At 70.4% G+C, this 25376-nt stretch carries 24 protein-coding genes and 1 riboswitch; of the genes, 16 read left to right on the forward strand and 8 right to left on the reverse strand.

Annotation, left to right across the window (positions count from 1 at the left end):
- Window positions 1-4 precede the first annotated feature (4 nt).
- Window positions 5-781 carry a S1 family peptidase gene (locus tag LX88_RS11855; RefSeq protein WP_258947830.1) on the forward strand — a complete coding sequence of 259 codons (777 nt, stop codon included), beginning with the start codon at window positions 5-7 and terminating at the stop codon, window positions 779-781.
- A 46-nt stretch (window positions 782-827) separates the two neighbouring features.
- On the opposite strand, the gene LX88_RS11860 is transcribed toward LX88_RS11855, so the two are convergent.
- Window positions 828-1436 (reverse strand): LysE family translocator, encoded by a 609-nt coding sequence (locus tag LX88_RS11860; RefSeq protein WP_258947831.1) that lies wholly within the window; start codon window positions 1434-1436, stop codon window positions 828-830.
- A 148-nt stretch (window positions 1437-1584) separates the two neighbouring features.
- On the opposite strand from LX88_RS11860, the gene LX88_RS11865 reads away from it, so the two are divergent.
- Together LX88_RS11865 and LX88_RS11870 are read left to right on the forward strand one after the other, a co-directional pair.
- Window positions 1585-2319: a serine protease gene (locus LX88_RS11865; protein ID WP_258947832.1), complete on the forward strand. Its 735-nt coding sequence runs from the start codon at window positions 1585-1587 to the stop codon at window positions 2317-2319.
- 13 nt (window positions 2320-2332) lie between these two features.
- Window positions 2333-2791: a GNAT family N-acetyltransferase gene (locus LX88_RS11870; protein ID WP_245983288.1), complete on the forward strand. Its 459-nt coding sequence runs from the start codon at window positions 2333-2335 to the stop codon at window positions 2789-2791.
- On the opposite strand, the gene LX88_RS11875 is transcribed toward LX88_RS11870, so the two are convergent.
- Complete coding sequence (locus LX88_RS11875; protein WP_258947833.1) at window positions 2745-3938, reverse strand: 8-amino-7-oxononanoate synthase; 1194 nt, start codon at window positions 3936-3938, stop codon at window positions 2745-2747. The genes LX88_RS11870 and LX88_RS11875 overlap by 47 nt on opposite strands.
- 43 nt (window positions 3939-3981) lie before the next feature.
- Between LX88_RS11875 and LX88_RS11880 the strand changes: the two genes are divergently transcribed.
- From LX88_RS11880 to cobA, 12 genes are all read left to right on the forward strand, one after another.
- Window positions 3982-5043, forward strand: a complete 1062-nt coding sequence (locus tag LX88_RS11880) for a cytochrome P450 family protein (protein ID WP_258947834.1) — start codon at window positions 3982-3984, stop codon at window positions 5041-5043.
- Window positions 5044-5065: 22 nt separating this feature from the next.
- On the forward strand, window positions 5066-6025 hold the full coding sequence (locus LX88_RS11885) for a threonine aldolase family protein (protein ID WP_258947835.1): 960 nt from the start codon (window positions 5066-5068) through the stop codon (window positions 6023-6025).
- Window positions 6026-6064: 39 nt separating this feature from the next.
- Window positions 6065-6191: riboswitch (cobalamin riboswitch) on the forward strand.
- 39 nt (window positions 6192-6230) lie between these two features.
- Window positions 6231-8135 (forward strand): putative cobaltochelatase, encoded by a 1905-nt coding sequence (locus LX88_RS11890; RefSeq protein ID WP_258947836.1) that lies wholly within the window; start codon window positions 6231-6233, stop codon window positions 8133-8135.
- Between the two features lie 78 nt (window positions 8136-8213).
- Window positions 8214-8828, forward strand: coding sequence for a cob(I)yrinic acid a,c-diamide adenosyltransferase (gene cobO, locus LX88_RS11895; RefSeq protein WP_258947837.1), 615 nt, complete (start codon window positions 8214-8216; stop codon window positions 8826-8828).
- Window positions 8822-10201 (forward strand): cobyrinic acid a,c-diamide synthase CobB, encoded by a 1380-nt coding sequence (locus tag LX88_RS11900; protein WP_258947838.1) that lies wholly within the window; start codon window positions 8822-8824, stop codon window positions 10199-10201. The genes cobO and LX88_RS11900 overlap by 7 nt, the downstream gene beginning before the upstream one ends.
- 30 nt (window positions 10202-10231) lie before the next feature.
- The gene (locus LX88_RS11905; protein WP_258947839.1) at window positions 10232-11269 is read left to right on the forward strand and encodes a cobalt-precorrin-4/precorrin-4 C(11)-methyltransferase; all 1038 of its coding nucleotides are present in this window, start codon (window positions 10232-10234) and stop codon (window positions 11267-11269) included.
- 5 nt (window positions 11270-11274) lie between these two features.
- Window positions 11275-12090, forward strand: a complete 816-nt coding sequence (locus LX88_RS11910) for a hypothetical protein (RefSeq protein ID WP_258947840.1) — start codon at window positions 11275-11277, stop codon at window positions 12088-12090.
- Window positions 12087-13343 (forward strand): cobalamin biosynthesis protein, encoded by a 1257-nt coding sequence (locus LX88_RS11915; RefSeq protein ID WP_258947841.1) that lies wholly within the window; start codon window positions 12087-12089, stop codon window positions 13341-13343. The genes LX88_RS11910 and LX88_RS11915 overlap by 4 nt, the downstream gene beginning before the upstream one ends.
- A 101-nt stretch (window positions 13344-13444) precedes the next feature.
- Window positions 13445-14821: a M4 family metallopeptidase gene (locus LX88_RS11920; RefSeq protein ID WP_258947842.1), complete on the forward strand. Its 1377-nt coding sequence runs from the start codon at window positions 13445-13447 to the stop codon at window positions 14819-14821.
- 124 nt (window positions 14822-14945) lie between these two features.
- Entirely contained in the window at window positions 14946-15722 is a 777-nt protein-coding gene (locus tag LX88_RS11925) for a S1 family peptidase (RefSeq protein WP_258947843.1), read from the forward strand.
- A gap of 45 nt (window positions 15723-15767) precedes the next feature.
- Complete coding sequence (locus LX88_RS11930; protein WP_258947844.1) at window positions 15768-16481, forward strand: PIG-L deacetylase family protein; 714 nt, start codon at window positions 15768-15770, stop codon at window positions 16479-16481.
- A gap of 51 nt (window positions 16482-16532) precedes the next feature.
- Window positions 16533-17741: a uroporphyrinogen-III C-methyltransferase gene (gene cobA / locus LX88_RS11935; RefSeq protein ID WP_258947845.1), complete on the forward strand. Its 1209-nt coding sequence runs from the start codon at window positions 16533-16535 to the stop codon at window positions 17739-17741.
- A gap of 70 nt (window positions 17742-17811) precedes the next feature.
- On the opposite strand, the gene LX88_RS11940 is transcribed toward cobA, so the two are convergent.
- From LX88_RS11940 to LX88_RS11960, 5 genes are all read right to left on the reverse strand, one after another.
- Window positions 17812-19071: an MFS transporter gene (locus LX88_RS11940; RefSeq protein WP_258947846.1), complete on the reverse strand. Its 1260-nt coding sequence runs from the start codon at window positions 19069-19071 to the stop codon at window positions 17812-17814.
- A 331-nt stretch (window positions 19072-19402) separates the two neighbouring features.
- On the reverse strand, window positions 19403-20950 hold the full coding sequence (locus tag LX88_RS11945; RefSeq protein WP_090074272.1) for a DEAD/DEAH box helicase: 1548 nt from the start codon (window positions 20948-20950) through the stop codon (window positions 19403-19405).
- A gap of 236 nt (window positions 20951-21186) precedes the next feature.
- A complete protein-coding gene (locus LX88_RS11950) occupies window positions 21187-22158 on the reverse strand; it encodes a serine protein kinase RIO (protein ID WP_372511274.1) in 972 nt (323 codons plus the stop codon).
- A gap of 208 nt (window positions 22159-22366) precedes the next feature.
- On the reverse strand, window positions 22367-23095 hold the full coding sequence (gene yaaA / locus LX88_RS11955) for a peroxide stress protein YaaA (RefSeq protein WP_258947848.1): 729 nt from the start codon (window positions 23093-23095) through the stop codon (window positions 22367-22369).
- 110 nt (window positions 23096-23205) lie between these two features.
- The gene (locus LX88_RS11960; protein ID WP_258947849.1) at window positions 23206-23961 is read right to left on the reverse strand and encodes an SAM-dependent methyltransferase; all 756 of its coding nucleotides are present in this window, start codon (window positions 23959-23961) and stop codon (window positions 23206-23208) included.
- Window positions 23962-24046: 85 nt separating this feature from the next.
- Here LX88_RS11960 and LX88_RS44230 point away from each other — a divergent pair, with 85 nt between their 5' ends.
- Window positions 24047-25003, forward strand: a complete 957-nt coding sequence (locus LX88_RS44230; protein WP_258947850.1) for a GNAT family N-acetyltransferase — start codon at window positions 24047-24049, stop codon at window positions 25001-25003.
- On the opposite strand, the gene LX88_RS11970 is transcribed toward LX88_RS44230, so the two are convergent.
- Window positions 25000-25359: a VOC family protein gene (locus tag LX88_RS11970; protein WP_258947851.1), complete on the reverse strand. Its 360-nt coding sequence runs from the start codon at window positions 25357-25359 to the stop codon at window positions 25000-25002. The genes LX88_RS44230 and LX88_RS11970 overlap by 4 nt on opposite strands.
- Between the last annotated feature and the right edge of the window lie 17 nt (window positions 25360-25376).

Below are 25376 nucleotides of genomic sequence, written 5' to 3' on the forward strand. Positions count from 1 at the left end.
AGTCATGAGACGACTCCTGGTGTTGGTTCTCTCCGCAATTCTCGCGTCAACGGGCACCGCCGCCGCCGACGAACGGATCGTCGGCGGCGAGCGGGCGTCCATCCAGGCAAACCCGTGGGCCGTTTACCTGGTCGACGAACGTGGTGCCCAGTTCTGCGGCGGCACGATCGTCGCGCCGTCCAAGGTGCTCACCGCCGCCCACTGCGCGCTCGGCCGCTCGCCGAGGGAACTGAAGGTCGTCGCCGGTCGCGAGGACAAGCAGGACCGCAGGGCCGGGGTGACGGCCGATGTCACCAAGATCTGGATCCACCAGCAGTACGTTGCCGCGGACGAGGGCGAGGACGTCGCCGTCCTGACGCTGAGGGACGCGCTGCCGTACGAGCCGCTGCCCTTCGCCGAACTCTCCGACGAGGCGCTCTACCAGCCCGGCACGATGCTGCGCGCGCTCGGCTGGGGCCGCACGTCCGAGAACGGCAAGACGTCCCGCTTCCTCCTGCAGGCCACCGTGCCGGTGCTGCCGGACGAGTTCTGCGTGGACACCTACCCGCAGTTCGTGAAGGCGGACATGTTCTGCGCGGGCTACGAGGGCGGCAAGGTCGACACCTGCCAGGGCGACTCGGGAGGCCCGATCGTGGTGGACGGCAAGCTCGTCGGCGTCACGTCGTGGGGTGAGGGCTGTGCCCGCAGGGGCAAGCCGGGTGTGTACGTCCGGATCTCGCGCTACGCGAAGGACCTTCACGCGGTCGTGGATGCTTCGCCGCCCGTGGTCGTCGACCCGTAAGTCGCGGCTGGTGGCCCGACGTCGTCGTCGGGCCACCCGTCCTCTGCTAGAGCACGAGCCCGACGGACATCGTCAGGAAGACGGCCGCGCACACCGCGTCCAGCGCCGTCGTCACGCCGGGCCGCTTGAGCTTCCCGGCCACCCGCGACGCCGCCAGCACGATCATCAGCTCCCACACCGCCGCGAGTCCGAGGAACAGGACCGCGAGCATCGCGAGCTGCGGTGCCGGTTCACCCGATCCGATGAACTGTGGCAGGAACGCCAGCGAGAACAGGATCATCTTCGGGTTCGTGATGTTGGTCAGGAAGCCCTGCCGGAACGGCCGTGTGCTCATGACCTCCTCCGGGGCGTCCCCGGTGCGCCTGATGAGCCCGCGCGTGATGGAAACCGCCAGGTAGAGCAGGTAGCCGGCGCCGATCCAGCGCAGCGCCACGAGCACCATCGGGTACTGCGCGAGCACCACTCCCAGGCCCGAGATGACCAGTGCGACCTGGACCGCCGCGGCCGTGTGGATGCCGCCCAGCGCGAGCAGGCCGGCGCGGGTGCCGGACCGCAGTGACGTGCGCAGCAGCAGGAACGCGTCCACGCCGGGGGTCACGATGACGACCGCGCACGCGATGAGGAAGGCCGGAACCTGGCCGAAGTCGAACAACACCGTACATACCCCCGTGAGCTACACCACAGACCGTAAAATCTTCGGCCTAACGGGACACTAACACGAGAATCTCCGGTTTTGACGTCGTCCTAGCGCGATCGCTACCGTAGGTGACCGTTCGTCCACCTGGTGCAACGAGGAGTGGTCCGTGAGGGGTAAGCGGCTTGCCGTGCTGGTGGCGGTGATCGCCCTGGTCAGTGGCGCGACGTCCGCCGATGCGATCGTCGGGGGGACACCCGCGCGGGTGGCCGACACCCCCTGGGTTGTGGCGATCACCACCACGGACGGTCAGCTGATCTGCGGTGGCACGCTCGTCGCCCCGGACAAGGTCATCACCGCCGCGCACTGCGTGACGCTCAAGGGCGTGCTCGGCAAGAACCAGCGTCCCGCCGAGCAGTTGCGCGTGGTCGCCGGCCGCACGGACCTCAGGAGCAAGGCCGAGGGAGTCGAGGCGGTGGTCGCGAGCGTGTGGCGGCACCCCGAGTACGTCGAGGTCACCAAGGGCGACGACGTGGCGGTGCTGACGCTGGCCCAGGCCGTGCCGTACCGGACGATCGCGCTCGGCGAGGTCGGTGACGACGGCGTGGTGCTCGGCTGGGGCCGCACCGCCGAGAACAGCCCGCCCGCCATGTCGCTGCGCAAGGTGACGGTGCCGATCCTGTCCGACTCCGAGTGCCTGCGGAAGGAACCGGACTACCGGCAGGGCGCGATGCTGTGCGCGGGGCGCGGTGACAGGGACGCCTGCACCGGCGACTCGGGCGGGCCGCTCGTGGTGCGCGGCAGGCTCGCGGGCGTCGTGTCGTTCGGCCGCGGCTGCGCCCGGCCCGATGAACCCGGTGTCTACACCCGGCTCGCGAACTACCGGCAGACGCTGGGCTTCTGATATCCACGACCAGGTGCGAACCACACAGTTTCCCGCCACCCTGCGCCGCCAGTGGGGGCTCGACCTGAGCCCCGCCCAGCTCTACGCGATCCTGCGGCTGCGTCAGGACGTCTTCGTCGTGGAGCAGAACTGCGTCTACGCCGACGTGGACGGCCGTGACCTCGACCAGGGGACACGGCACTTCTGGCTGGAGACGGAGGGAACGCTCGACCCGCTCGCCTACCTGCGGTTGCTCGAGGAACCCGACGGCACGTTCCGCGTCGGACGCGTCGCCACGGCGCGCATGGCCCGCGGCCGCGGGTACAGCCGCCGGCTCATGCAGGCCGCGCTCGTGGACATCGGCACCACGCCGTCAGTGCTCGACGCGCAGACGTACGTCGCCGACTTCTACGCGTCGTTCGGGTTCGTCGCCGAGGGCACCGAGTTCATCGAGGACGGGATTCCACACCTGCGGATGCGGCGCTCTCCCTGATCACGCGCACCGCGCGCTCGATGTCGGCCTCGGTCAGATCGGCGCGCGCGGTGAGCCGCAGCCTGCTGATCTGGTCCGGTACCGACGGCGGCCGGAAGCAGCCGACGACGACACCGCTCGTGCGGCACGTCTCGGCCCACTGGAACGCCTGCTCCGGCGAGGGCGCCCGCACGCTCACGACGGCCGCGGTCGGTGTGCTGACCTGGAAACCGGCCTCCTTCAGGCGGTTGCTCAGGTCGTGCGCCACGGTCAGCGCCCGCTCGGGACGGTCCGGCTCCTCGCGCAGGATCTTGATCGCCGTGAGGGCCGCCGCCACGCTGCTCGGCGCGAGGCCGGTGTCGAAGATGAACGGGCGCGCGGTGTCGATCAGGTGCCTGATCACCCGGCTCGGGCCGAGGACCGCACCGCCCTGCGCGCCCAGCGACTTGCTCAGCGTCAGCGTGGTGATCACGTCCGGCGCCTTGATGATGCCCGCCTCGGCGACCGCGCCGCGGCCACCGGGCCCGACGACACCGAGGCCGTGCGCGTCGTCGACGACCAGCGCGGCGCCGGTCGCACGGCAGGCCTCGTGCAGTTCGTTCAGCGGGGCGATGTCGCCGTCGACGCTGAACACCGAGTCCGTGACGACGATCGCGCGCCGCTTGCCGCGGGTCTCCAGCGCGTGCCGGACCTTGCCGACGTCGCAGTGGTCCGCGACGACGACGTCGGCCTTGGACAGGCGCGTGCCGTCGATCAGCGAGGCGTGGATGTGCTGGTCGGCGACGATCGCCGTACCGGGGCCCGTCAGCGCCGTGACCGCGGCGAGGTTCGCCATGTACCCGCTGCTGAACACGAGCGCCGACTGCGAGCCGCAGAAGTTCGCGAGCTCGAACTCCAGCTCGGCGTGCAGCTCGGTCGAGCCCGTGACCAGGCGCGATCCGGTCGAGCCCGAACCCCACTTCAGCGTGGCGGCGGCCGCGGCACCCGCGACGCGCTTGTCCTTGGCGAGGCCCAGGTAGTCGTTGCTCGCGAGGTCGAGGTCCGTCGAGTCCGACGTGCGCGGCCGCAGTCGCCGGCTCAGACCGGCCTTGGCCCGCGCTTCGGAGCGGGTGTCGATCCAGTCGAGCGTCGACTCACCGCCGCTGGAACTCGCCTCAGTTGTGCTCACGGTCACCGACCGAGTCTCCCATCCGCCCGCTAGCGTGCCGCTCGTGGACCTGTTCACCTTCACGCGCGCCGAACTCACCTCGCCGGTGCAGTTCCTCGGCGGACGCTGGGTGGTGTCGGCCTACGACGACGTGCGCGCCGTGCTGGCCGATCCGGTCACCTTCCTGCCCGACAACGCGCTCACCGCCGTCACCCCGGTGGCTCCGGCCGCCCTGCGCGCCCTGGTGAGGGCCCGCTTCTCGTTGCCGCCGACGCTCGCGAACAACGGGTCCTCGTCGCACGCCGACCTGCGGCGGCTCGTGGCCTCGTTCTTCACACCGGCTCGTGTCGCCGCTGCGGAGCCTCGCATCCGGTCCCTGGTTTCGGAACGCCTGGGTGGCGCGGATCTCGTGCGCTCGCTCGCGTGGGACCTGCCCGCGATCGTGCTGATGGACCTGCTGGGACTGCCGAACGTGGACATCCTGACGCTGAAGCGCTGGAGCACCGGTTCGCTGGAGTTCTTCTGGGGCGACATCACCCGCGAACGGCAGATGGAACTGGTCGACGACGTCGGCGACTTCCACCAGTGGCTGGTCAAGCGCTACCACGCCCGCGACGGCGAGCTGTTCTGCGCGCTGGCCGACGCCGGGGTGTCCGCTGAGGACTCCGCCGGTCTCTGCTACTTCCTGCTGATCGCGGGCCAGGAGACGACGACCCAGCTGCTGTCGACGGCGTTGCGCCGTGCGTTGCAGGACCGCTCGCTGTGGGCGCGACTGCCCGAACCCGGCGTGGCCGAGTCGTTCGTCGAGGACGTGCTGCGGACCGAGACGCCCGTGGTGACGTGGCGGCGGCTGACCGCGCGGGAGGTCGTGCTGTCCGGGGTGCGCGTGCCTGCCGGCGCGGAACTCGTGTTGTTGTTGAGCGGCAAGGAGACCGACCCCCGGCACCTCGCGTTCGGCTATGGCCGGCACTTCTGCCTCGGAGCAGGGCTGGCCCGGTTGGAGGCCGCCGTGACGTTGCGGACCGTCGCCGAGCACGAGCCGTCGCTGCGCCTGGTGGGCCCGGAGCCGGAGTGGCTGAACCTGCTGTCGTTCCGCGCACCGAAGTCGGTGGCAGTGACTCGCTGACCTGAGGTTTGATGCCCGGGTGATGAACCGACAGCTCTCCGGAACCCGCAAGAAGACGCTCCTGGAGAGGCTCGGCCCGGTGCCGGACGTCGACCCCGACCGCTACGGCGACGGCGGGCCGGTGGGCGCGCTGGAGACGCGGGTCGCGCAGCTCCTGGGCACCGAGGCCGCGCTGTTCGTGCCGACCGGGACCATGGCGCAGCAGATCGCCCTCAAGTGCTGGGCGGACCGCACGCACAACCCGATCGTCGCGATGCATCCGCAGGCCCACCAGCTCAACCACGAGGACGACGCGCTCACCGTGCTGTCCGGCCTGCGCCCGATCAAGGTGCCGAACTCCCAGGTCGCGACCTGCCCGGAGCCGTACGGGACGCTGCTGCTGGAGGTACCGGACCGCGAAGCCGGGTTCGTCCTGCCCACCTGGGACGAGCTGACCTCGCTCGTCGACGCCGCCCGCGAACGGGACGCGGTCGTGCACCTCGACGGCGCGCGGCTGTGGGAGAGCACCTTCGGCCTGGGCAAGCCGTTGCCGGAGATCGCGGGCCTGTTCGACTCGGTCTACGTGTCGTTCTACAAGTCCCTCGAAGGCATCTCCGGCGCGGCGCTCGCCGGCACCCAGGACTTCGTCGACCAGGCACGGGTGTGGCGGCACCGGTACGGCGGCATGCTGTTCCAGCAGTGGCCGGCGGCGCTGTCCGCGTTGCACGGCCTGGACACCGTGCTGCCGAAGCTCGGCACGTACGTCGAGCACGCCAAGGTCGTGGCGTCCGCCATGGGTCTGCCCGAGCCGCACACCCACCAGTTCGCGCTGCACCTGCCCGGCGACCCGCAGCGGCTGACCGAGGTGAGCGGCGAGTTCCTCGGCAACTTCTGGCGGGACGGGACGCTCGCGAAGAACGAGATCACCGTCGCCGAGCCCGCCCTGGAGTGGACGGCGGAGGAGGTCGAGGAGGCCTGGGCGGAGTTCCAGAGTCTGATCTAGGGCGACGTCGCTCACCTGGCTGTTGGACCTGGCGGTGCGAAATGCGACGATGCCGGGGCTGTGAGGGGAGTGCGAGGAAGCCGGTGTGAATCCGGCGCCGTCCCGCGACTGTGACCGGTAGCGAGAGAACCGGGAGTCAGGAACTCGTCCCCCTCTTCGACCACCGACCGCGGGCGTGGACACCCGAGGAAGGACTTCGCCGAGCATGTACCCCTTTTCGGCTGTCGTCGGACATGAAGACCTCCGCCTTGCCCTGCTGCTGAACGCCGTGCACCCCGGCATCGGCGGCGTTCTGGTCCGCGGCGAGAAGGGCACCGCGAAGTCGACCATCGTGCGGGCCCTCGCCGCGCTGTTGCCCGACCTCGACGTGTCCCGGGGCTGCCGCTTCGGCTGCGCGCCCGGCACCACCGACTGCCCCGACGCTCCGCACGAGGGTGTCGAACGGCGGCCGGCCCGGCTCGTGGAACTGCCCGTCGGCGCCACCGAGGACCGGCTGGTCGGGTCGCTCGACCTGGAGAAGGCGCTGACCGAGGGCGTGCGGGCGTTCCAGCCCGGCCTGCTGGCCGCGGCGCACCGCGGCGTGCTCTACGTCGACGAGGTCAACCTGCTGCACGACCACCTGGTCGACCTGCTGCTCGACGCCGCCGCCATGGGCCGCGCGCACGTCGAGCGCGAGGGCGTCTCGGTCTCGCACCCGTCCCAGTTCCTGCTGGTCGGCACCATGAACCCCGAGGAGGGCGAGCTGCGGCCGCAGCTGCTCGACCGGTTCGGGCTGACCGTGGCGGTGAAGGCCGCGCGGGACGTCGCCGTGCGCACCGAGGTCATCCGGCGGCGGCTCGCCTACGAGGCCGACCCCGTCACGTTCGCGGCGAAGTGGGCCGGGCAGGACGCCGAGCTCAAGCAGAAGATCACCGACGCCCGCGCCAACCTGAAGCAGGTGTCCCTTCCGGACGGTGAACTCCGCCGGATCGCCGCCGTCTGTGCCGCTTTCGAGGTCGACGGCATGCGCGCGGACCTCGTCGTCGCCCGTGCCGCCACCGCCCACGCGGCGTGGCGCGGCGCCACCGAGGTCGAGGAGACGGACGTCGAGACCGCGGTCCGGCTCGCGTTGCCGCACCGGCGCCGCCGCGACCCGTTCGACGAGCCCGGCATCGAGGAGCAGCAGCTCGAGGACGCGATGTGCCAGGCGGCCGAGCACGCGGAGGAGCCGCCGGAGGGCCCGGACGACGACGGTCCCGGCGGCGGTGAGCTGCCCGAGCCGCAGGAAGGCCCGAAGGGCAACGGGAACGCGCCCGCCGACCGTCCGGCACCGGAGCCGTCGCCCGCGTTCAAGGCGCGGCTGCTGGAGGTTCCCGGAGTCGGGGAAGGCGCACCGGGCAAGCGTTCCCGGGCCCGCGCCCGCACGGGCCGGATCGTCCGATCGTCCAAAGTGGACGGCAGTGGCCTGCACCTGGTCGACACGCTCACGAACGCGGCACCACACCAGGCGGCGCGCGGCCGCAGCGGTCCCGGGCTGTTGCTCACCGCGTCCGACCTGCGCAAGGCGGTCCGCGAGGGCAAAGAGTCGAACCTCGTCCTGTTCGTCGTCGACGCGTCGGGCTCGATGGCGGCGCAGAAGCGGATGTCGGCCGTCAGCGGCGCGGTGATCTCGTTGCTGCGCGACGCCTACCAGCGCCGGGACAAGGTCGGCGTGGTGACGTTTCGCGGCAACCAGGCCGAGCTCGCGCTCCCCCCGACGACGTCCGTCGACGCGGCGGCCACGCGCCTGAAGAAGATGCGCACCGGCGGCCGGACGCCGCTCGCCGACGGCCTGCTGAAGGCCCACCGCGTCCTGGAGATCGAACGGATGCGCGACCCGCGCAAGCGCCCGCTCGTGGTGCTGCTGACGGACGGCCGCGCGACGTCGTCCGGCCTGGGTGGCGACCCCACCAAGGACGCGCTCAAAGCCGCGACACTGCTGGAGAAGACCGCCGTCGTGGTCGTGGACTGCGAACAGGGCCACGTCCGCCTCGGTCTCGCCCAGAAGATCGCCGACGCGCTTCAAGGCACTTGCGTGAAGCTCGACCAGCTCAGCGCCGACCACCTCGCCGGCGTCGTCCGGGCCGCGTGAGTTCGCGCTGGACGACCAGCTTCCCGGCGAACTCACCGGAGTCTGCGGAGCAGCGACCAACGAGCAAGGAGAACCCCAGTGCCTCAAGGACAACCCACCGAGGTGCCGAAGGACGGCCTGACCACGCGCCAGCGCAGGAACAGGCCGTTGCTGATGCTGCACACCGGTGAGATGAAGGGGAAGTCGACGTCGGCCTTCGGCATGGCGTTGCGCGGCTGGAACCAGGGCTGGGACATCGGCGTGTTCCAGTTCGTGAAGTCCGCCAAGTGGAAGGTGGGCGAGGAGTCCGCGTTCAAGGCGCTCGGCCGGCTGCACGACGAGACCGGCGAGGGCGGCGCGGTCGAGTGGCACAAGATGGGCGAGGGCTGGTCCTGGACCCGCAAGCAGGGCACCGAGGACGATCACGCCACGGCCGCGCTCGAAGGCTGGCACGAGATCCAGCGCAGGATCAACGCCGAACGCCACGGCTTCTACGTGCTCGACGAGTTCACCTACCCGCTGCACTGGGGCTGGATCGACGTCGACGAGGTCGTGGAGACGCTCGCGAACCGGCCCGGCCACCAGCACGTCGTGATCACCGGCAGGTACGCGCCGCAGAAGTTGGCCGACGCCGCCGACCTCGTCGTGGAGATGACCAAGGTCAAGCACCCGATGGACGCCGGGCAGAAGGGGCAGCGGGGGATCGAGTGGTGAACAGGCTGGTCGTCGCCGCCCCGGCCTCCGGCAGCGGCAAGACCACCGTCGCGACCGGTCTGATGGCCGCGTTGCGCGCGGCCGGGTCGCGGGTCGCGCCGTTCAAGGTGGGGCCCGACTACATCGACCCCGGCTACCACTCGCTGGCGACCGGGAGACCGGGCCGCAACCTCGACCCGGTCATGGTCGGCGAGCACCGGATCCCCGGTCTGTTCGCGCACGGCTCGAAGGGCTGCGACATCGCCGTGGTCGAGGGCGTGATGGGGCTGTTCGACGGCCGCATCGACACCGCCGGCATCGGCTCCACCGCGCACGTCGCCAAGCTGATCGGCGCACCGGTGCTGTTCGTCGTGGACGCCCGCGGGCAGAGCCGGTCGCTGGCCGCGCTGCTGCACGGGTTCCGCGGCTACGACCCGACGGTCCGGCTCGGCGGCGTGATCCTCAACCAGGTCGGGTCGGAACGGCACGAGCAGGTGCTGCGGTCGGCGTGCGACGAGGTCGGCCTTGACGTGCTCGGCGTGCTGCCGCGCGATCCGCAGTTCTCCTTGCCCTCACGGCACTTGGGACTCGTGACGGCGGCGGAGCACGGTCCGGAGGCCGTCGCCGCGGTGGACGCGATCGCCGCCGCGGTGGCCAAGCACGTCGATCTCGACGCGGTGCGCAGGCTGGCGTCGTCGGTGCCCACGATGGCGGTCTCCGCGTGGGAACCGCAGGTCGAACGCGTCGCGGACGAGCCGGTGATCGCGGTCGCGGGCGGAGCGGCCTTCACGTTCGGCTACGCCGAGCACGTCGAGGTGCTGAAGGCGGCGGGCGCGGCCGTGGCGGTGCTCGACCCGCTGCACGACGAGGGCCTCCCGGAGGGCACGGCGGGACTCGTCCTCCCGGGCGGATTCCCGGAGCAGCACGCGGAAGCGCTGTCGGCCAACGCGACGTTGCGGGAGTCGGTCGCCCGGTTCGCTCGATCGGGCGCGCCGGTGCACGCCGAATGCGGAGGGTTGCTGTACCTCGCGAGATCGCTCGACGGGCACCCGATGTGCGGCGTGCTCGACGCCGAGGGGTTCATGACCCCGAAGCTGACCCTGGGCTATCGCGACGCGGTGGCGTCCACCGGCTCACCACTACATCCGCCGGGCAGCCGCGTGACCGGCCACGAGTTCCACCGGACCCAGCTGTCCACACCGCACTCCACCCCGCCCGCGTGGCACTGGCGCGGCGTCGACTCACGGCCCGTCGCCGAGGGCTTCGTGGTGGGTGGTGTGCACGCGTCGTACCTCCACACGCACCCGGCCGGTGACCCGGAGGCCGTAGCCCGTTTCGTGCGGGCCTGCCACCCGTTCGTGGCAGGAGTGGCAGACGGTACGGTCATCGCTTAAGTCTCTCCCCAAACCCCCTGTGGAGCTGTCGTGACGACGACCGGTCGGGTCTCCTTCGTCGGCGCCGGTCCCGGTGCCGCCGACCTCATCACTCTCCGAGGCGCTCGCCGCATCGCGGAAGCCGACGTGGTCGTCTGGGCCCCCAGCGCGGTGGACGCCGAGTGCGTCCGCGAGCACGCCCGCGCCGAGGCCGAGCTGGTCGACTTCTCGCGCGTCACGCCCGAGGAGATCACCGACGTGTACCGCCGTGCCGCCGCGGCGCGCCAGGTCGTCGTGCGCCTGCACTCGGGTGACGCCGCGACCGGTGGTGGCGTTCAGGAGCAGCACGACCTGTGCGTGCGTCTCGGCCTCGAGGTCGAGGTCGTGCCGGGCGTGTCCGTCGTCGCCGCCGCGGCCGCCAAGATCGGCCGCGAGCTCACGCAGACCGAGGCGTCCTCCACGGTGCTGATCTCGCCGGAGAGCAGCGAGCTCGTGAGCGAGTTCGCCGCGCTGCAGACCACGATGGCCGCCACGGTCTCGGGTGCGCGCACCGGCCAGTTCGTGGAGAAGCTCCTGCAGGGCGGGTACTCCGAGAGCACGCCGGTCGTCGTCGCGTACAAGGTGAGCCAGGCCGACGAACTGATCGCGCACACCACGATCGGCGAGCTGGAGTCGGTCGTGAAGCAGCACAAGCTGTACCGCCCGACGCTGTTCCTCGTCGGTGCCGCGGTGAAGGCGCCCACGCGCCGTGTCTCGGCGACGGCCACGAGCTCGGTGGACGAACCGCTGCGCGCCGCCCGCCCGACCCGCTGGTCGCGCCGTGCCGCCTCGCGCATCGCGACGCGCACGGACGAGCCGATCCCCGCTGCCGCCCCCGCCGTTCCCACCGCTCCCGCGGCCGAGCCGAACCCGGCGTGGACGGCGGTCGAGGAAATACAGCAGTCCGTGCGCAGGCCCGCCGAGGAGCCCGCGCCGAAGCCGAAGCTGACGGTGGTCGCGGCGGAGATCCCGAAGCCGCCGACGGTCAACGCCTCGACTTCCACCCCGAGGAAGAAGCCGGTCCGCAAGCCCAAGCGGTCCGCTAACTGATGTCGGTGGAGAAGCTGCGGGAGGCAGCGGGCCGTTCCGTCGAGATCGTCGACGCCGAGGACGGCCTGCGTCCCGCGCTGAACGTGTGCCGCGCCCACTCCGCCGTGATCGTCAGGCTCGCCGAGGGCATCGGCCCCGCCGAGATCGGTGCCGGCCTCGCGGGCTGGCGCCGCACGCTGACGGTGCAGGACGGCGACGAGCTGGTCCCCGTCGACCCGCGCGACGCGGTGACGCGCCGCTGGACTGCCCCGGACGCCGTGTTGTGCCTGGCGGACAACGAGTTCCTCCGCTCGAACGACGGCTGGGCGCTCCCGGACGACGCCTTCGCGAGCCGTACCCACGTGCTCGGCGCCGAGGTGCGCGCGTTCGTGCTGGCCCGCCTCGCCCCACGCCCCGGCGTGCTGGTGTGGGACGTGCTCGCGGGTTCCGGCGCGGTCGGCGTGGAGTGCGCCCGGCTCGGTGCCGCGGTGATCGCGGTCGAGCCGGACCCCGTGCAGTGCGTGCGGATCATCGCGAACGCCTCCGCGCACGGTGTCGACGTCCGCGTCGAGGAGTCCGAGCTGGACGCGCCTTCGTTGCCGCGCCCGGACGCGGTGTTCGTCGGCCGGGGTGAGCTGAGCGCGGTCAAGGCTTCGGCGGCGGTGTCGGCTCGCCGTGTCGTGGTCGCGACGGAGAGCGTCGACGAGATCGTGCCCGCGCGGGACGCGTTGCAGGCCGCCGGCTACGAGGTGGAGGGCGTGCACTGGACCGCCTCGCGCCTGCTGGACTCGGGATTCGCTCCGGCGGTCCCGGTGACCTTGTTGTGGGGAAACAAGAAGTGATCGGAGTGTTCGCCGGCCCGGCGCAGCGCGGTGACGCCGCTGACCTGGCCGGGCTTCTCGGTGCCGATGCCGTCGTCCCCGACGGCCCGGTCAAGCCCGCCGTCCGCAGCCTCTGGCCCCGCCTGGGCGCCGTCGTGTTGTTCCTGGACGCGGGGTCCGCGGTCCGGCTGGTCGCGCCCCTGTTGCGGGACAGGCGATCCGATCCCGCCGTGGTGTGCGTGGACGAGCACTTCGTCGTCGCGCTGGCCGGCGACGCGGACGTGTTCACCCGTCACGTCGCCGACGTGCTGAACCGCACGGCCGTGGTGACGACCGGTCCGCTGGTCGACTCGATGCTGGACGAGCTGGTCGAGCAGCTCGACGCCACCGCCGTCGGTGACGTCGAGGGCTGCACCGCCGCCATCGAGGCGGGCGAGAAGGTCGTGCTGCGCAATCCGCTGAGCTTCCCGCTGCCCGCGTTACCGCCCAACGTCGTGGCGGGTGGCGAGGACGCGACGTGGGTGATCGTCGTCGACGACCGGGCCGCCGCGGCGAAGGAGAACGTGTTGCGGATCGTGCCGCGCACGCTCGTCGTCGGAGTGGGGTCGACGCGCGGTGCGTCGGCCACGAGCGTGGGCGCCGCGTTGTCCGAGTTGGACGTTCAGGGCGGCCTGGACCTGCGTGCCATCAAGGCGTTCGCGACAGCGGACGCCAAGGCGGACGAACCCGGCATCGTGGACGCGGTGGAGGACTGGGGTTTCTGGCACGGCGACACGGCCGAGCTGCTGACGTTCCCGACCGGCGAGCTCGCCGAGATCGGGGTGCCGAACCCGAGTTCGGTCGTGCGCAACTCGATGGGCACCGCAAGCGTCGCGGAGGCAGCCGCGTTGCGCGGTGCGCGCAGCGTCGGGCACGGCGGCCAGATCGAGCTGGCGGCCGAGAAGTTCAAGCGGGACAACGTGACCGTGGCCGCGGCACGGGTGCTGCCGCGCGGCCGGCTCGCGCTGGTCGGGCTCGGCCCGGGTCCGGCCGAGCAGCGCACGCCCCGTGCGGAGGCGGAGATCCGGCGCGCGGCGTTCGTGATCGGCTCGCCCGAGGCGATCGACTCCGTGCGCCCGCTTCTGCGCTCGGGCACCGAAGTCGGTCACGAGGGCGCGTTCGACCTGGCCGCTCGGGGTGCCGCGGTCGCGTTCGTCGCTTTCGGAACGGGACCAACGCTGGACATTCCGGTCGAAGCCGACGTGATTGTTGTTCCCGGAGTGTGGGAACACTGATTTTTTTCCTTCTTTCGTAGGGTCTGCACCGAAGTTCTCTTGATTAGCGTCGCCATGCACACGGCCCACCCTGCTCGGGCCCGAAAGCACTGGAGACCGGCATGAGAGCCCGTCGTCTCGTCGCTGTCGCCTGCACCGCCGGCGTCGCACTGTCCCTGCTGACGATCACCGCCCAGGCCGCCGCGCCGAAGGAAGGCCTGCGGCTGCTGACCGTCCGCGACTCGCTGACCGCCACGCACACCTGGTACGAGCAGATCTACGACGGGAAACCGGTGCTGGGCGCGTACTACGCCGAACGCGTGGACAAGGCGACCGGCGAGAAGACCGTGGACGACGGCCGGCTGACGGTCGGTTCCGTCGACGTCACGCCCGCGGTGTCCGCCGAGGACGCCAGGGCGAAGTCCGCCGGTGCTCCCGAAAGCGCGAACCTGAAGGTGCTGCCCGGCACCGGGCTCGTCTACGAGGTGATCTCCGACAACGGCAAGGGATCCGAGCGCACGCTGGTGCACGCCGAGTCCGGCGTCGTCGTGAAGACCGAGAGCCTGGTCAAGCACGCGGACGGCACCGGCAAGGTGTTCAGCCCGAACCCCGTGTCGTCGCAGCAGAACCAGAACCTCGTGGACGGCGACGACGCCGACTCGGCCGTGCCCACCACCGCGTACAGGTCGGTGACGCTGTCCAACCTGGACGGATCCGGCTACCTCAAGGGCAACTACGCCCAGCTGACCGGCTCGAAGAGCAAGCTCGCGTACAACAAGAGCAACAAGTTCGAGTACACGCGCGCCAACGACCTCTTCGAGCAGGTCAACGCCTACTGGGGCGTGACGGAGTCGCAGAAGTACATCCAGGGCCTCGGGTTCAAGAACGTCAACAACGAGTCGCAGAAGATCACCACGATCGGCCTGAAAGAGGACAACTCGTTCTACGACCCGAACAAGGACCAGATCACGTTCGGCACGGGCGGCGTGGACGACGCCGAGGACGTCGAGGTGGTGTGGCACGAGCTCGGCCACGCCATCCAGGACGCCCAGGTGCCCGGCTTCGGCTCCACCGTCGAGGGCGGCTCGATCGGCGAGGGTTTCGGCGACTGGTGGGCGTTGATCATGTCCTCCGCGGATGCCAAGGACACCGCCACGGTGCCGTTGGCGTGCATCATGGACTGGGACGCCACGGCCTACACGACCGAGACGCCGCACTGCCTGCGTCGCACCGACACCGACCTGAAGTACGCCGACCGCAAGGGCCAGGTGCACTTCGACGGTCAGATCTGGTCGCGGGCACTGTGGGACCTCTACCAGAAGTTCGGCCGGGACAAGTCCGCGAAGATCGTGCTGGAGGCCCAGTTCTCCTACTCGCCTTCGACCGACTTCGCGCAGGCCGCCACCGCGACCGTCGAGACCGCCAGGAAACTTTACGGTGACACGGACGCAGCAATCGTCCGATCTGTTTTCGACGCCCGCGGAATCGAAAAGAACTAAGTCAAAAGTCAAACTGCCCTAAACAGACAAGTGGCGGTTGTGCTGCCGAATCTTCGCCCGTGACGCTGTGTGTGCTGTCGCTGTACACCCTGCACACACAGTGTCATCGGGAAGGACTGGCAACATGGCGAAAACCCTGCATCGCCTGATCGTGTCCGTCGTGGTGTCCGCTCTCGCGAGCATTTTCTTCAGCGCCCCCGCGGCCAACGCGGAGGACGTGTCGCCGATGATCGTCGGCGGTACGCGAGCGAGCACCTCGACCTATCCGTGGGTGGTCTACCTGGCCTCGACCTCCGGTTCGCAGTTCTGCGGAGGCACGCTGGTGAAGGCCAACAAGGTCGTCACCGCCGCACACTGCGTGAAGGGCCGTACCGCCGCCAGCACGCGCGTCGTGCACGGCCGTGACGACAAGCAGAGCACCGCGGGCACGGTCGCGAGCGTGACCAGGATCTGGGTGCACCCGAGCTACACCACCGCGACCGCCGGCTACGACGTCGCGGTGCTGACGCTGGACCGCAGCATCAGCTCGGCCACGCTGCCGCTGGCCACGCCGCAGGACACCGCGCTCTACGCGGCCGGCAACTCGGCGCTGATCCTCGGCTGGGGCACCACCTCCTCCGGTGGTTCCGCCTCGCGCTACCTGCTCAAGGCCAACGTGCCGCTGACCTCGGACGCGACCTGCAAGACCGCGTACTCGCAGTACAGCAACACCTCCATGGTGTGCGCGGGCTTCCCGCAGGGCGGCACCGACACCTGCCAGGGCGACTCCGGTGGCCCGCTGGTGTACGGCGGCAAGCTCATCGGTGACACCTCGTGGGGCCGCGGCTGCGCCGGCGCCGGCTACCCCGGCGTGTACGGCCGGATCGCCTCGTACTACTCGGTGATCACCGCTCAGCTCTGAGCCTGTCTGTTGCAGGGTGCGTGCTCCGGCGCGCACCCTGCACGCATGGCTGATCTGGAAGCTGTGCCCGAAGACTGGTCGAGCGCTCTGGTCGTCGTCGCTCACCCCGATGACATGGAGTACGGCGGTGCGGGCGCCATCGCGCGTTGGACCGCCCAAGGCAAGAACATCAAGTACCTGCTCGCGTGCCGTGGAGAGAACGGCATCGACTCGATGGAACCGGCTGCCTGCGCGCCGTTGCGGGTCGAGGAGCAGATCGCGTCCTGTGCGGCCGTCGGCGTCACCGAGGTCGAGTTCCTCGACCACCCGGACGGCACCATCGAGTACGGCATCCCGTTGCGGCGTGACATCGCGGCCGCCATCCGCCGCCACCGGCCGGAGTTCGTGATCACCGGCAACTACCGCGAGACCTGGCCCGGCGGCGGCCTGAACATGGCGGACCACATCGCGGTCGGACGCGCTGCCGTCGACGCGGTCAGGGACGCGGGCAACCGGTGGATCTTCCCGGAGCTCGGACTGGAGAAGTGGGAAGGCGTGAAGTACGTGGCGGCGGCGTCCTCGCCGTTGGCGACGCACGCCGTGGACATCACCGACTCGTTCGACGCTTCGGTGGCCTCTCTGCGCGCGCACAAGGCGTACCTGGAGGCGTTGAGCGGCGACATGGCCGACCCGGAGCCGTTCCTCCGTTCGATGGCAGAAGTGGTGGGGGAGCGCTTCGGAGGGGTGCTCGCCACCTCTTTCGAGCTGCTGTCCGTGTGACCATGTTCCCTTCGGCTGGACACGGCGTGTCCCGTGTGGATGCTTCTACGCATGCCCTTTGAACAGCACTACCTGGCCGGCCTCGACCTCCGGGGCCGGCGTGTCCTCGTGGTCGGCGGAGGCACGGTCGCGCAGCGCCGTCTACCTCGCCTGATCGCGTCCGGCGCCGTCGTCGAGCTCGTGTCGCCGTCCGTCACCCCCGCCGTGCAGGGCATGGTCGACGCGGGAGAGCTGACGTGGCACGAGAGGCGTTACGAGGCCGGTGACGTCGAGGGCGCGTGGTACGTGGTGGCGTGCACGTCCGACATCGAGGTGAACACGCAGATCGGTGAAGAAGCGCTCTCGCAGCGTGTGTTCTGCGTGCGCGCGGACATCGCCGTCGAGGGCACGGCCGTCACTCCGGCCACCGGCATGCACGACGGCATGTTGATCGGTGTGCTGGCGGGTGGCGAGCACCGCCGGTCGGCCTCGGTGCGCGACGGGCTCGTGGCGGCGTTGCGCGACGGCCGCATCGCGGACCAGACCGCGCCGCCCGTCGGGGTGGCCCTGGTCGGCGGCGGCCCCGGTGACCCCGAGCTGATCACCGTCCAGGGCAAGCGTTTGCTGGCACACGCGGACGTGGTCGTCGCGGACCGCCTTGCCCCGCGTGAGCTGCTGGAGGAACTGCCCGCGCACGTCGAGGTCGTGGACGCGGCGAAGATCCCCTACGGCCGTGCGGCGACGCAGGAGTTCATCAACCAGACGCTGATCGACCGCGCCAAGGAGGGCAAGTTCGTCGTCCGGCTCAAGGGCGGCGACCCGTACGTCTTCGGGCGCGGTTTCGAGGAACTGCTGGCGTGCGCGGAAGCCGGGATCCCGGTGACCGTGGTGCCGGGCGTGACGTCGGCGTTCGGTGTGCCTGCATTGGCCGGTGTGCCGGTGACGCACCGAGGAGTGGCGCACGAGGTCGTGGTCGTCTCTGGTCACGTCGCGCCGGACGATCCGCGCTCTCTCGTCGACTGGTCCGCGATCGCACGCCTTCGTGGCACCGTCGTGCTGATGATGGCGGTCGAACGGGCCGGTGCGTTCGCTACGGCGTTGATGGAAGGCCGTCCCGGTTCCACGCCCGTCGCCGTGATCCAGGAGGGCAGTACGGCGGCTCAGCGCGTGTACCGGTCCACTTTGGACACGCTGGGCGCTGATGTGAAGGCCTGGGAAGTCCGCCCGCCGGCGATCATCGTGGTGGGCCCGGTCGCGGGCATCGCTCCCGAAAGTAGCTAGTTTCTTCGCCGCGCAGCCGGTGGACTCCGCATTCGTCCCGCCTGAGTCCACCGGTTCCGCGAAGCGGACGTTAAGGCCGCGGCCGAGAAACAGCGTTCTCCCCGGCCGACACCCGCAGGTGCGTGCGCAGTGACTTCAGGCTGAGGAGCCCCACCGCGGTGCGGAGCGTCACCGCGACGTACCAGGGCGCCAGCAGCCCGAAGGAGTCCGCGGCAAGTCCGCCCAGCAGCGCGCCGACCGGCTGAACACCCCAGGTGATCAGCGTCTGCGCGCTGCTGACGCGGCCAAGCAGTTCGGCCGGCACCACACGCTGTCTGAAACTCGACGTGGCCACACCCCACACCGCCGTGCAGAACGAACTCACCACCGCGAAAACCGCGACCGTGACGAGGTCGTGGGCCACAGCGGCGATTCCCAGCCACATCAACGGAATCAGCACCACCGTGACCGTGACCGTGTTCCGGTACCTGGCGAGCAACCGCTCAGCGAGCAGCCCACCCGCAACACCCCCGCACGCGAGCGTGGCCAGGAAGACACCGAACCCCGCACCGGTGAGCCCGAGCCGTTGCTGGGCGAACAACACCAGCGTCGCCATGGTCATCGCGATGCACAGGTTCGTAGTGGCCGACACGACCGTGATGGTCCTCAACGCCTTGTGCTTCCCCAGCCACAGCAAGCCTTCCCTGACCCTGGGCCTGGCCGTCGGCACCTTGCGTTCCGTACGCATCCTGCTGACCAGCAACGCCGCAACCGCGAACGTCAGCGCGTCGACCCAGAACGGCGCAGGCACAGCGATCGCGAACAGCAGCCCACCCAGCGGCGGCCCCACGAACTGCAACGCCACAGCCTGCGACGCGAACAACCTGCCGTTCGCACGCTCCAGCAGATGGTTCTCCACAGTGGCCTTGATGAGCGGCTGCCCCACGGCCCGTGGCACGTTCTCGGCCGTGCCGATCAAAAAGGCCATGCCGTACAGAACCGCGATGTGCGCGCTGTGAAACGCAGCGAGCACCGCCATGAGCGCGCACTGAACCCACAACGCCACCAGCAGAAGCCGCCTGCCGTCGTACCGATCAGCCGCCGCGCCGGCCGGAAGCGCGGCCAGCAGCCAGGGCAGCGCGCCGAAGAAACTGACGCCGGCGATCAACTTCGGATCCTGGGTGATGGTGGTGGCGAGCAACGGGAGCGCCGCCAGGAAGATGCCATCCCCCAACGCCGAGATGGCGCTGCCGCCCCACAGCAGGTACCAGTTCCGCCCCATGGGGCACCTTACGTGCCACGACCAAAACCAACCGCAGCCGAGGCCCCGCCCTCCCAGGGGGCTGACCACCAACCTCCACTCAACCTAGCGACGATTCGCGCGTGTCAACCCACCGCTCACCGATCTGTGGACAACTCGGCCCCGCGCACGCCGAGGGCGCCTCTTCGAGGCAGGAAGGGGGCGACGCTGTCGGTTAAGGCAGCTGCCGCCGAGGAGGCACAGTCGCTGCTCTGCGGTGGGTGGCTCGGCCTGACCACGGCGAAGGCGGTCCCCTCGACGCGGGAAGTGGTCATCGCCGTCCAAGGTGTCCGTCGCGGAGGCGTCACTCGTCTACGACCCCGCACACGGCAAAGGCCGCCTCCCCAAGGGGAAGCGGCCTTTGCCGTCGATCAGATCAAGCTCAGTGCTGCGGCGCTGCCCGGCGCGGACGACCCGCGCCACGCTCGGTCCGCCCGAACGCGCGACCACCCTCGGTGCGCTCCGAACGGCGCGGTCCACCGCGGAACTCGCCACCCTCGGTGCGACGGCCGGAGCCACCGCGGTACTCACCGCGGGCGGCGCCGGCGGCGGCCGGAGCACCGAAGCGGCGGCCGGAGCCACCGGTGCGGCGGGCCGGCTTCTCGCGTTCGATGATCGGCTCGCCGGACGGCGTGCGGGCGCCGGTGATGCGAGCCAGGTCGTCGTCGCCGGGGCGCACCTTCGTGCTCTCCGGACGGATTCCCGCGCGCGCGGCCATGCCCTGGACTGCGCGACGCTGATCGTGCGTGACCAGGGTGACGACCGTGCCGGACTGACCGGCGCGGGCCGTGCGGCCGGCGCGGTGCAGGTAGTCCTTCGGGTCGGCCGGCGGGTCGACGTGGACGACCAGTGAGACGTCATCGACGTGGATGCCGCGAGCGGCGACGTCGGTGGCGATCAGGACCGGCATGGTGCCCTCGCGGAATTCGCCGAGCACGCGGGTGCGCGCGCTCTGCGCCTTGCCGCCGTGCAGCGCTCCGGCGTTGACGCCCATCGAACGCAGCTTCTTGGCCAGGCGGTCGACGTGGTGCTTGGTGCGCACGAACATGATCGTGCGGCCCTCGCGCGCGGCCACCTCGTTCACCACGTTCTGCTTGTCCTCGGCGGACACGAGCAGCAGGTGGTGCTCCATCGTCGTGACGCTCGCGGTGGCCGGGGCCACCGAGTGCGTCACCGGGGAGTGCAGGTACTGGCGGACCAGCTTGTCCACGTCGCCGTCGAGCGTCGCGGAGAACAGCAGGCGCTGCCCGTCCTGCGGGGTCAGGTCGAGGATCGCCCGGACCTGGGGCATGAAGCCCATGTCGGCCATCTGGTCGGCCTCGTCCAGCGCGGTGATCTCGACGGAGCCGAGGTCGCACGTGCCCTGGCGGACGTGGTCGGACAGGCGGCCCGGCGTCGCGATCAGCAGGTCGACGCCGCGGCGCAGGTGTTCGATCTGGCGCGGGAACGACGTGCCGCCGACGATGACGCGGCACCACAGGCCCAGCGAGCGGGCGTGCGGCGTGAGCGCCGTCTCCACCTGCATCGCGAGCTCGCGGGTCGGGACGAGGATCAGGCCGCGCGGCTTGTTCGGCTGGGAGCGGCCCTTCGCGAGGCGGGTCAGCATCGCGAGACCGAACGCCAGCGTCTTGCCGGAGCCGGTCTGGCCACGGCCGAGGATGTCGCGGCCGGCCATGGCGTCGGGAAGGGTGGCCGCCTGGATCGGGAACGGCTCGGTGATTTCGTTGGCGACGAGCGACTTGATCAGCGCGTCGGCAAGGCCGAGTTCAGCGAACGAGGGCAACGGGCCTTCCGGCAACGTGCTCTCGAACGGCTCGGCGACGATCGGTTCCTCGACCCGCTGCTGCGGACGCGAGGAATTGCCCTGGCGACCCGAGCGGCGCCGCGGTGACCTGCGGCTTTGCCCATGCTCGGAACGACCTTCGGACATTGTTGGCAAAACAAACCTCCGGGACATGGCACGTCTCGAGGCTGCCCCGCGCGCTACCGCGGCGCCGATCACAAGGACGGGCCCGGCGTGATGGTCACGCCGCTGATGAGTGGGTGGAAACACCGGTCAACGGCCGTCAGGCCTTCATCGGTGTACAGCACAGTCTAGCTGATCAATGGCGATGCCTCGCGCGCCCGGCAGTGTCGTTGGACACGGCCGGGCGCGCGACGGCCGGGTCAACCCATGCCCGCGACCTCCAGCAGCGTCGCCACCAGCGCGGACGGGTCGCCGATCTCCGGCGGCAGGCCGCGCGAGGCGAACCAGCCGCAGATGTTGCGGACGTCGCGGTCGAGGAACTCCACGCCGCGAGGGTTCGCGACGAGGTCGACCACCTGCGGCAGGTCGATCACGACCAGCCTGCCGTCGTGCACCATCAGGTTGTACGCCGAGAGGTCGCCGTGCGTGATGCCCGCCTCGGCGAGCGTCATCAGCGTCGCGACCAGCTGGCGCCACAGGTCGAGCAGCTCGTCCTCGTCGGGACGGACCTGCGCGAGCCGCGGTGCCGCGTTGCCCTCGGCGTCCCCGATGAACTCCAGCAGCAGCTCGGTGCCGCTGCGCTGCACCGGGTACGGCACCGGGGCGCCGATCTGCCACAGCCTGGAGAGCGCGGCGAACTCCGCGACCGTCCACTGTTCCGCGATCAGGTTGCGCCCGAACGCGGTGCGGTTCGCGATCGCCCGCGTCTCACGGGACTTCTTCATGCGACGACCTTCGAGGTACCCCGCGTCGCGGTGGAACATCCGGTGGTCGTTGCTGCGGTAGCGCTTGGCGGCGAGCAGGCACGACCTGTCGCCCATCGCGCGTTCCAGCAGGAAGACGTCCGCCTCCTTGCCGGTCTTCACGATGCCCAGCTCGCGGTCGACCGCGGCCAGTTCCGTGATGAGCCAGTCCGGGTGCGGTGCCGGGCCCTGGTCGGCGTCGCCCCACGTGGACCAGCGGTCGCCGTCCTCGGGGGTGTCCGCCGAACTGAGCTGGTCCTCGCGCACTCGTGCGACGCGCAGCTTCTCTTCTTCGGTCATGCGGCCGCGACGCGTGGGTTCCGCGTCATCGGCACTGTTGTTCCTGCTGCGCTTTCCCTTGCGCCGCATGGTGTCGTCGGCGCCTTCGAAAGCAGATTCGTAACGTTCGAAAAGATCGTGCTCGCGCACGGTGGGGTCTCCTACGAGATGAAGGTGACCGCCCCACTGGCGCTCTGCGATCAAACGGTGCTGATCAGGCGCGAAGGGCGGCTGGACGGGTCGCGAGTGCGGTGCCGCGCCCAAAGACAGGCTCTGACATTTCGCACCTCCTCGTTCCAGCTCCGTTATCACGCTTCGGGGAGAAGCTTGGCGCGCGCGTCCCGTGCGCGCAACCGAATTAACCGGTGATCAGGTCCGCTGTCCTCGCACCGGTCGGCACCATCGTGAGCCCGGCCTTTCGCGCGAGCTTGACCAGGCCTTTCAGGTCCGCCGGCTCCGTGCTGGACTTCGCGATGGCCCGTGCGAGCAGACCCTTGTGCGCCTTGTTGAAGTGGCTGACGACCTTGCCCTCGCTCGTGATCACCCGGACGACGACGGCGTGCGGGATCCGCGCGAGGCTCGAGTACGCGCCGGAACGCAGGTCGACGACGAACTCGTCGGCCTCCTCGAACACCGGCTCCAGCGCGGGCTTCCACACCGTGCGCAGGCTGCCGTGGGACGGGAGCGTGCTGCCGCCGGACAACCGGTACGCCGGCACCGGGTCGCCGCCGCGGACCGCCCCGAACAGCGCCGAAGCGACCGCGAGCCGCTCGTAGGCGCGTTCCTTCTCGGCCTTCTTCAGCGACGGGAAGTCCAGGTTGTCGTAGAGCACGCCGGTGTAGCGCAGCAGTGCGGGCGTGGTCTCCGACGTGCGCAGCGACGCGTTGCGGTGCACCTCGTCGACCTGGCGTTCGGAGATGTCGAGCGCCTTGAGACTCGCCGGGACGTCCTTCGCGAGATCGGCCAGCGCGGACACCAGCTTGTCGCGCACCGGGTTGAGCTCGGGGAACGACAGCGCGCCGAGGTCGAGCGGCGCGCCCTCGCCGCCGATCGCCTTGGTCTCCGACGGGGGAAGCAGCACCAGCACGGGTCAAAGGGTAGGGCAGCGGCCGAAAACGGCTGGACCTGCGGGGTCTCCCGCGCGGCACGGACGCGTTCGGCCGTCTGCGCCGCGTCGCGCGGCGCCTTGGCCGATCCCTAGGGTGCCAGCAACGTCAGGTAGGCGAGACCCATCGGGCCGCGCCACCCGCGCAGCCGGCGGTCGCGCGCGCTGTCGGCCGTCGCCCGGATCTCCGCGGCGTGCTCGGACTCCGGGTTGTCGCGCAGCCAGCGCTCCCAGGCGAGACCGTGGCCGTTCTCGAACACGTCCCACTCGTCGAGGTTCGCCTGTTCCGCGGCGAGCATGCGGTAGCCGTGGCTGTGAGCCAGGTCCACCAGGTCTGCCAGCGAGCCTAACTGGTCTCGCGGGACCGGCATGGCGGCCAGCTGGGCCTCCGTGGGCTCGCGTTCCCAGAAGCACTCGCCGAGCAGGAGCCGCCCGCGGGGAGCGAGCAGTTTCCTGGCCTCGGTGAGCGCGTTCACCGTGTGCTGCAACGGGTCTCCGCCCCACACCTGGCTGGCGCCGTTGACGATGACCACGTCGGCCGGCCTGGTCGGGTGCCACTCGGCGACATCGGCCACCTGGAGGCTGACGCGGCCGCTCAGGCCTCGGGCGTCGGCGTTGGCCTGGGCGCGCGCGATGTCCGTCGCGTTCCTGTCCACGCCGGTGCCGGTGGCCGTGGGCGCGGCCTCCAGCGTGCGCAGGAGGAACTCCGCCCAGCCGCAGCCGAGGTCGAGCACGTGAGCGTCGTCCAGTGGCATGAGCGAGCGGATGAGGCGGGCGGCTCGTTCCTCGGACAAGGGTCCGTGGAACGTCACGTCCTCGTACAATGGTGTGATCTTCGGAGATGTCATCGCTCGCAGCATGGCGCTGGTGGTACGTCCCGGGCAAGCGTTATTCGGTTGTTGGGGCCATCTCCCTTCCGTAGCGTCGATCGGCGTGGAACTCGTGTGGCGCCCGCTCACGACAGCGGACATCCCGGCGGTGGCCGCGCTCTACAACGCGGCCGAGGCGGTCGACGACACCGGCGAACTGTTGTCCGAAGAGGACTTCGCCCAGTCGTTCGGCGAGAGCGACCTGCCCGGTGGATCGCTGGCCGTGCTCGCGAGCGGACAGCTCGCGGCTTACGGGCTGATCGCGTTGCGCGACAACCCCGTTGGCACGCACCGCGTCCGGCTCGACGGGATGGTGCACCCCGAGTACCGGCGCGCGGGCATCGGCCTGCAACTGCTGCCACGCCTCACCGCACTGGCGCGCGACCTCCACGTCGCACGCCACCCGGACCTGCCCCTCACCGTGTGCACCATGGTCGAGAGCCGGTCCGAAGGGCACGTCGCGCTGGTCGAGAAGCTCGGGTTCGGCGCGAACCGCCACTTCTACGAACTGGAGGTGGCCCTGGGCGAGACACTCGCCCACGCGCCGATCCCGGCCGGCTACGAGATCGTGCCGTTCTCCGCGGCCCGTGACGAAGAGGTCCGCCTGGTCTGCAACGCGGCGTTCGCACAGCACTGGGGTTCGGTCGAGCGCAGCCCTGAGGAGTGGGCGGCGTCGTTCACCGACAGCAAGCGGTTCGTTCCGGAATCCTCCTTCCTGGCGCTCTCACAAGGCGCCGTGGCCGGGTTCGTGCTCGCACGGCACTACCCGGTCGTCGAGGAGATGACCGGCGTCCGCGAGCTGTGGATCGGCGACGTCGGCACCCTGGAGGAGCACCGCGGGCGTGGCGTGGCCTCGGCCCTGCTGAGCCACACGCTGGCTCAGGGCAGGGCGCAGGGCTACCAGCGCGCGGGACTCTCCGTGGACTCGGCCAACTCGACCCGTGCGCTCGGCGTGTACGAGCGCGCCGGGTTCGAGGTGACGCGGACCTGGATCGACTACGGGCGGCCGGAAGAGCTTTAGAGCTCCTCACCCAACTGGCCGACGCAGAACTGGTTGCCGTCCGGGTCGGCGAGCACGGACCACACGATGCCGGGGACGCTGTGCACCCCGACCTCCGTGGCGCCGAGCTCGACCAGGCGGGCGACCTCCGCCAGGCGGTCCGGCACGTGCGAGTCGAAGTGGAGTCTGTTCTTGCCTGGTGTCGCGTCCGGCACCTGCTGGATGCCGAGCGCCGGCCCGGACTCGGAGGCCTGCGCGAGCAAGATGAAGTCACCCCAGTCGTCTTGGATCGTGGTGCCCAGGGCGGCAGTCCAGAACTCCGCGAGCTTGCGCGCGTCGCCCGTGTCGATCGTGATCATGTCAATGGTCAGCGGCATGGGAAGGACGCTACTCA

Origin of the sequence: Lentzea californiensis (genome assembly GCF_024648825.1) — a bacterium.
Taxonomy (GTDB): domain Bacteria; phylum Actinomycetota; class Actinomycetes; order Mycobacteriales; family Pseudonocardiaceae; genus Lentzea; species Lentzea californiensis.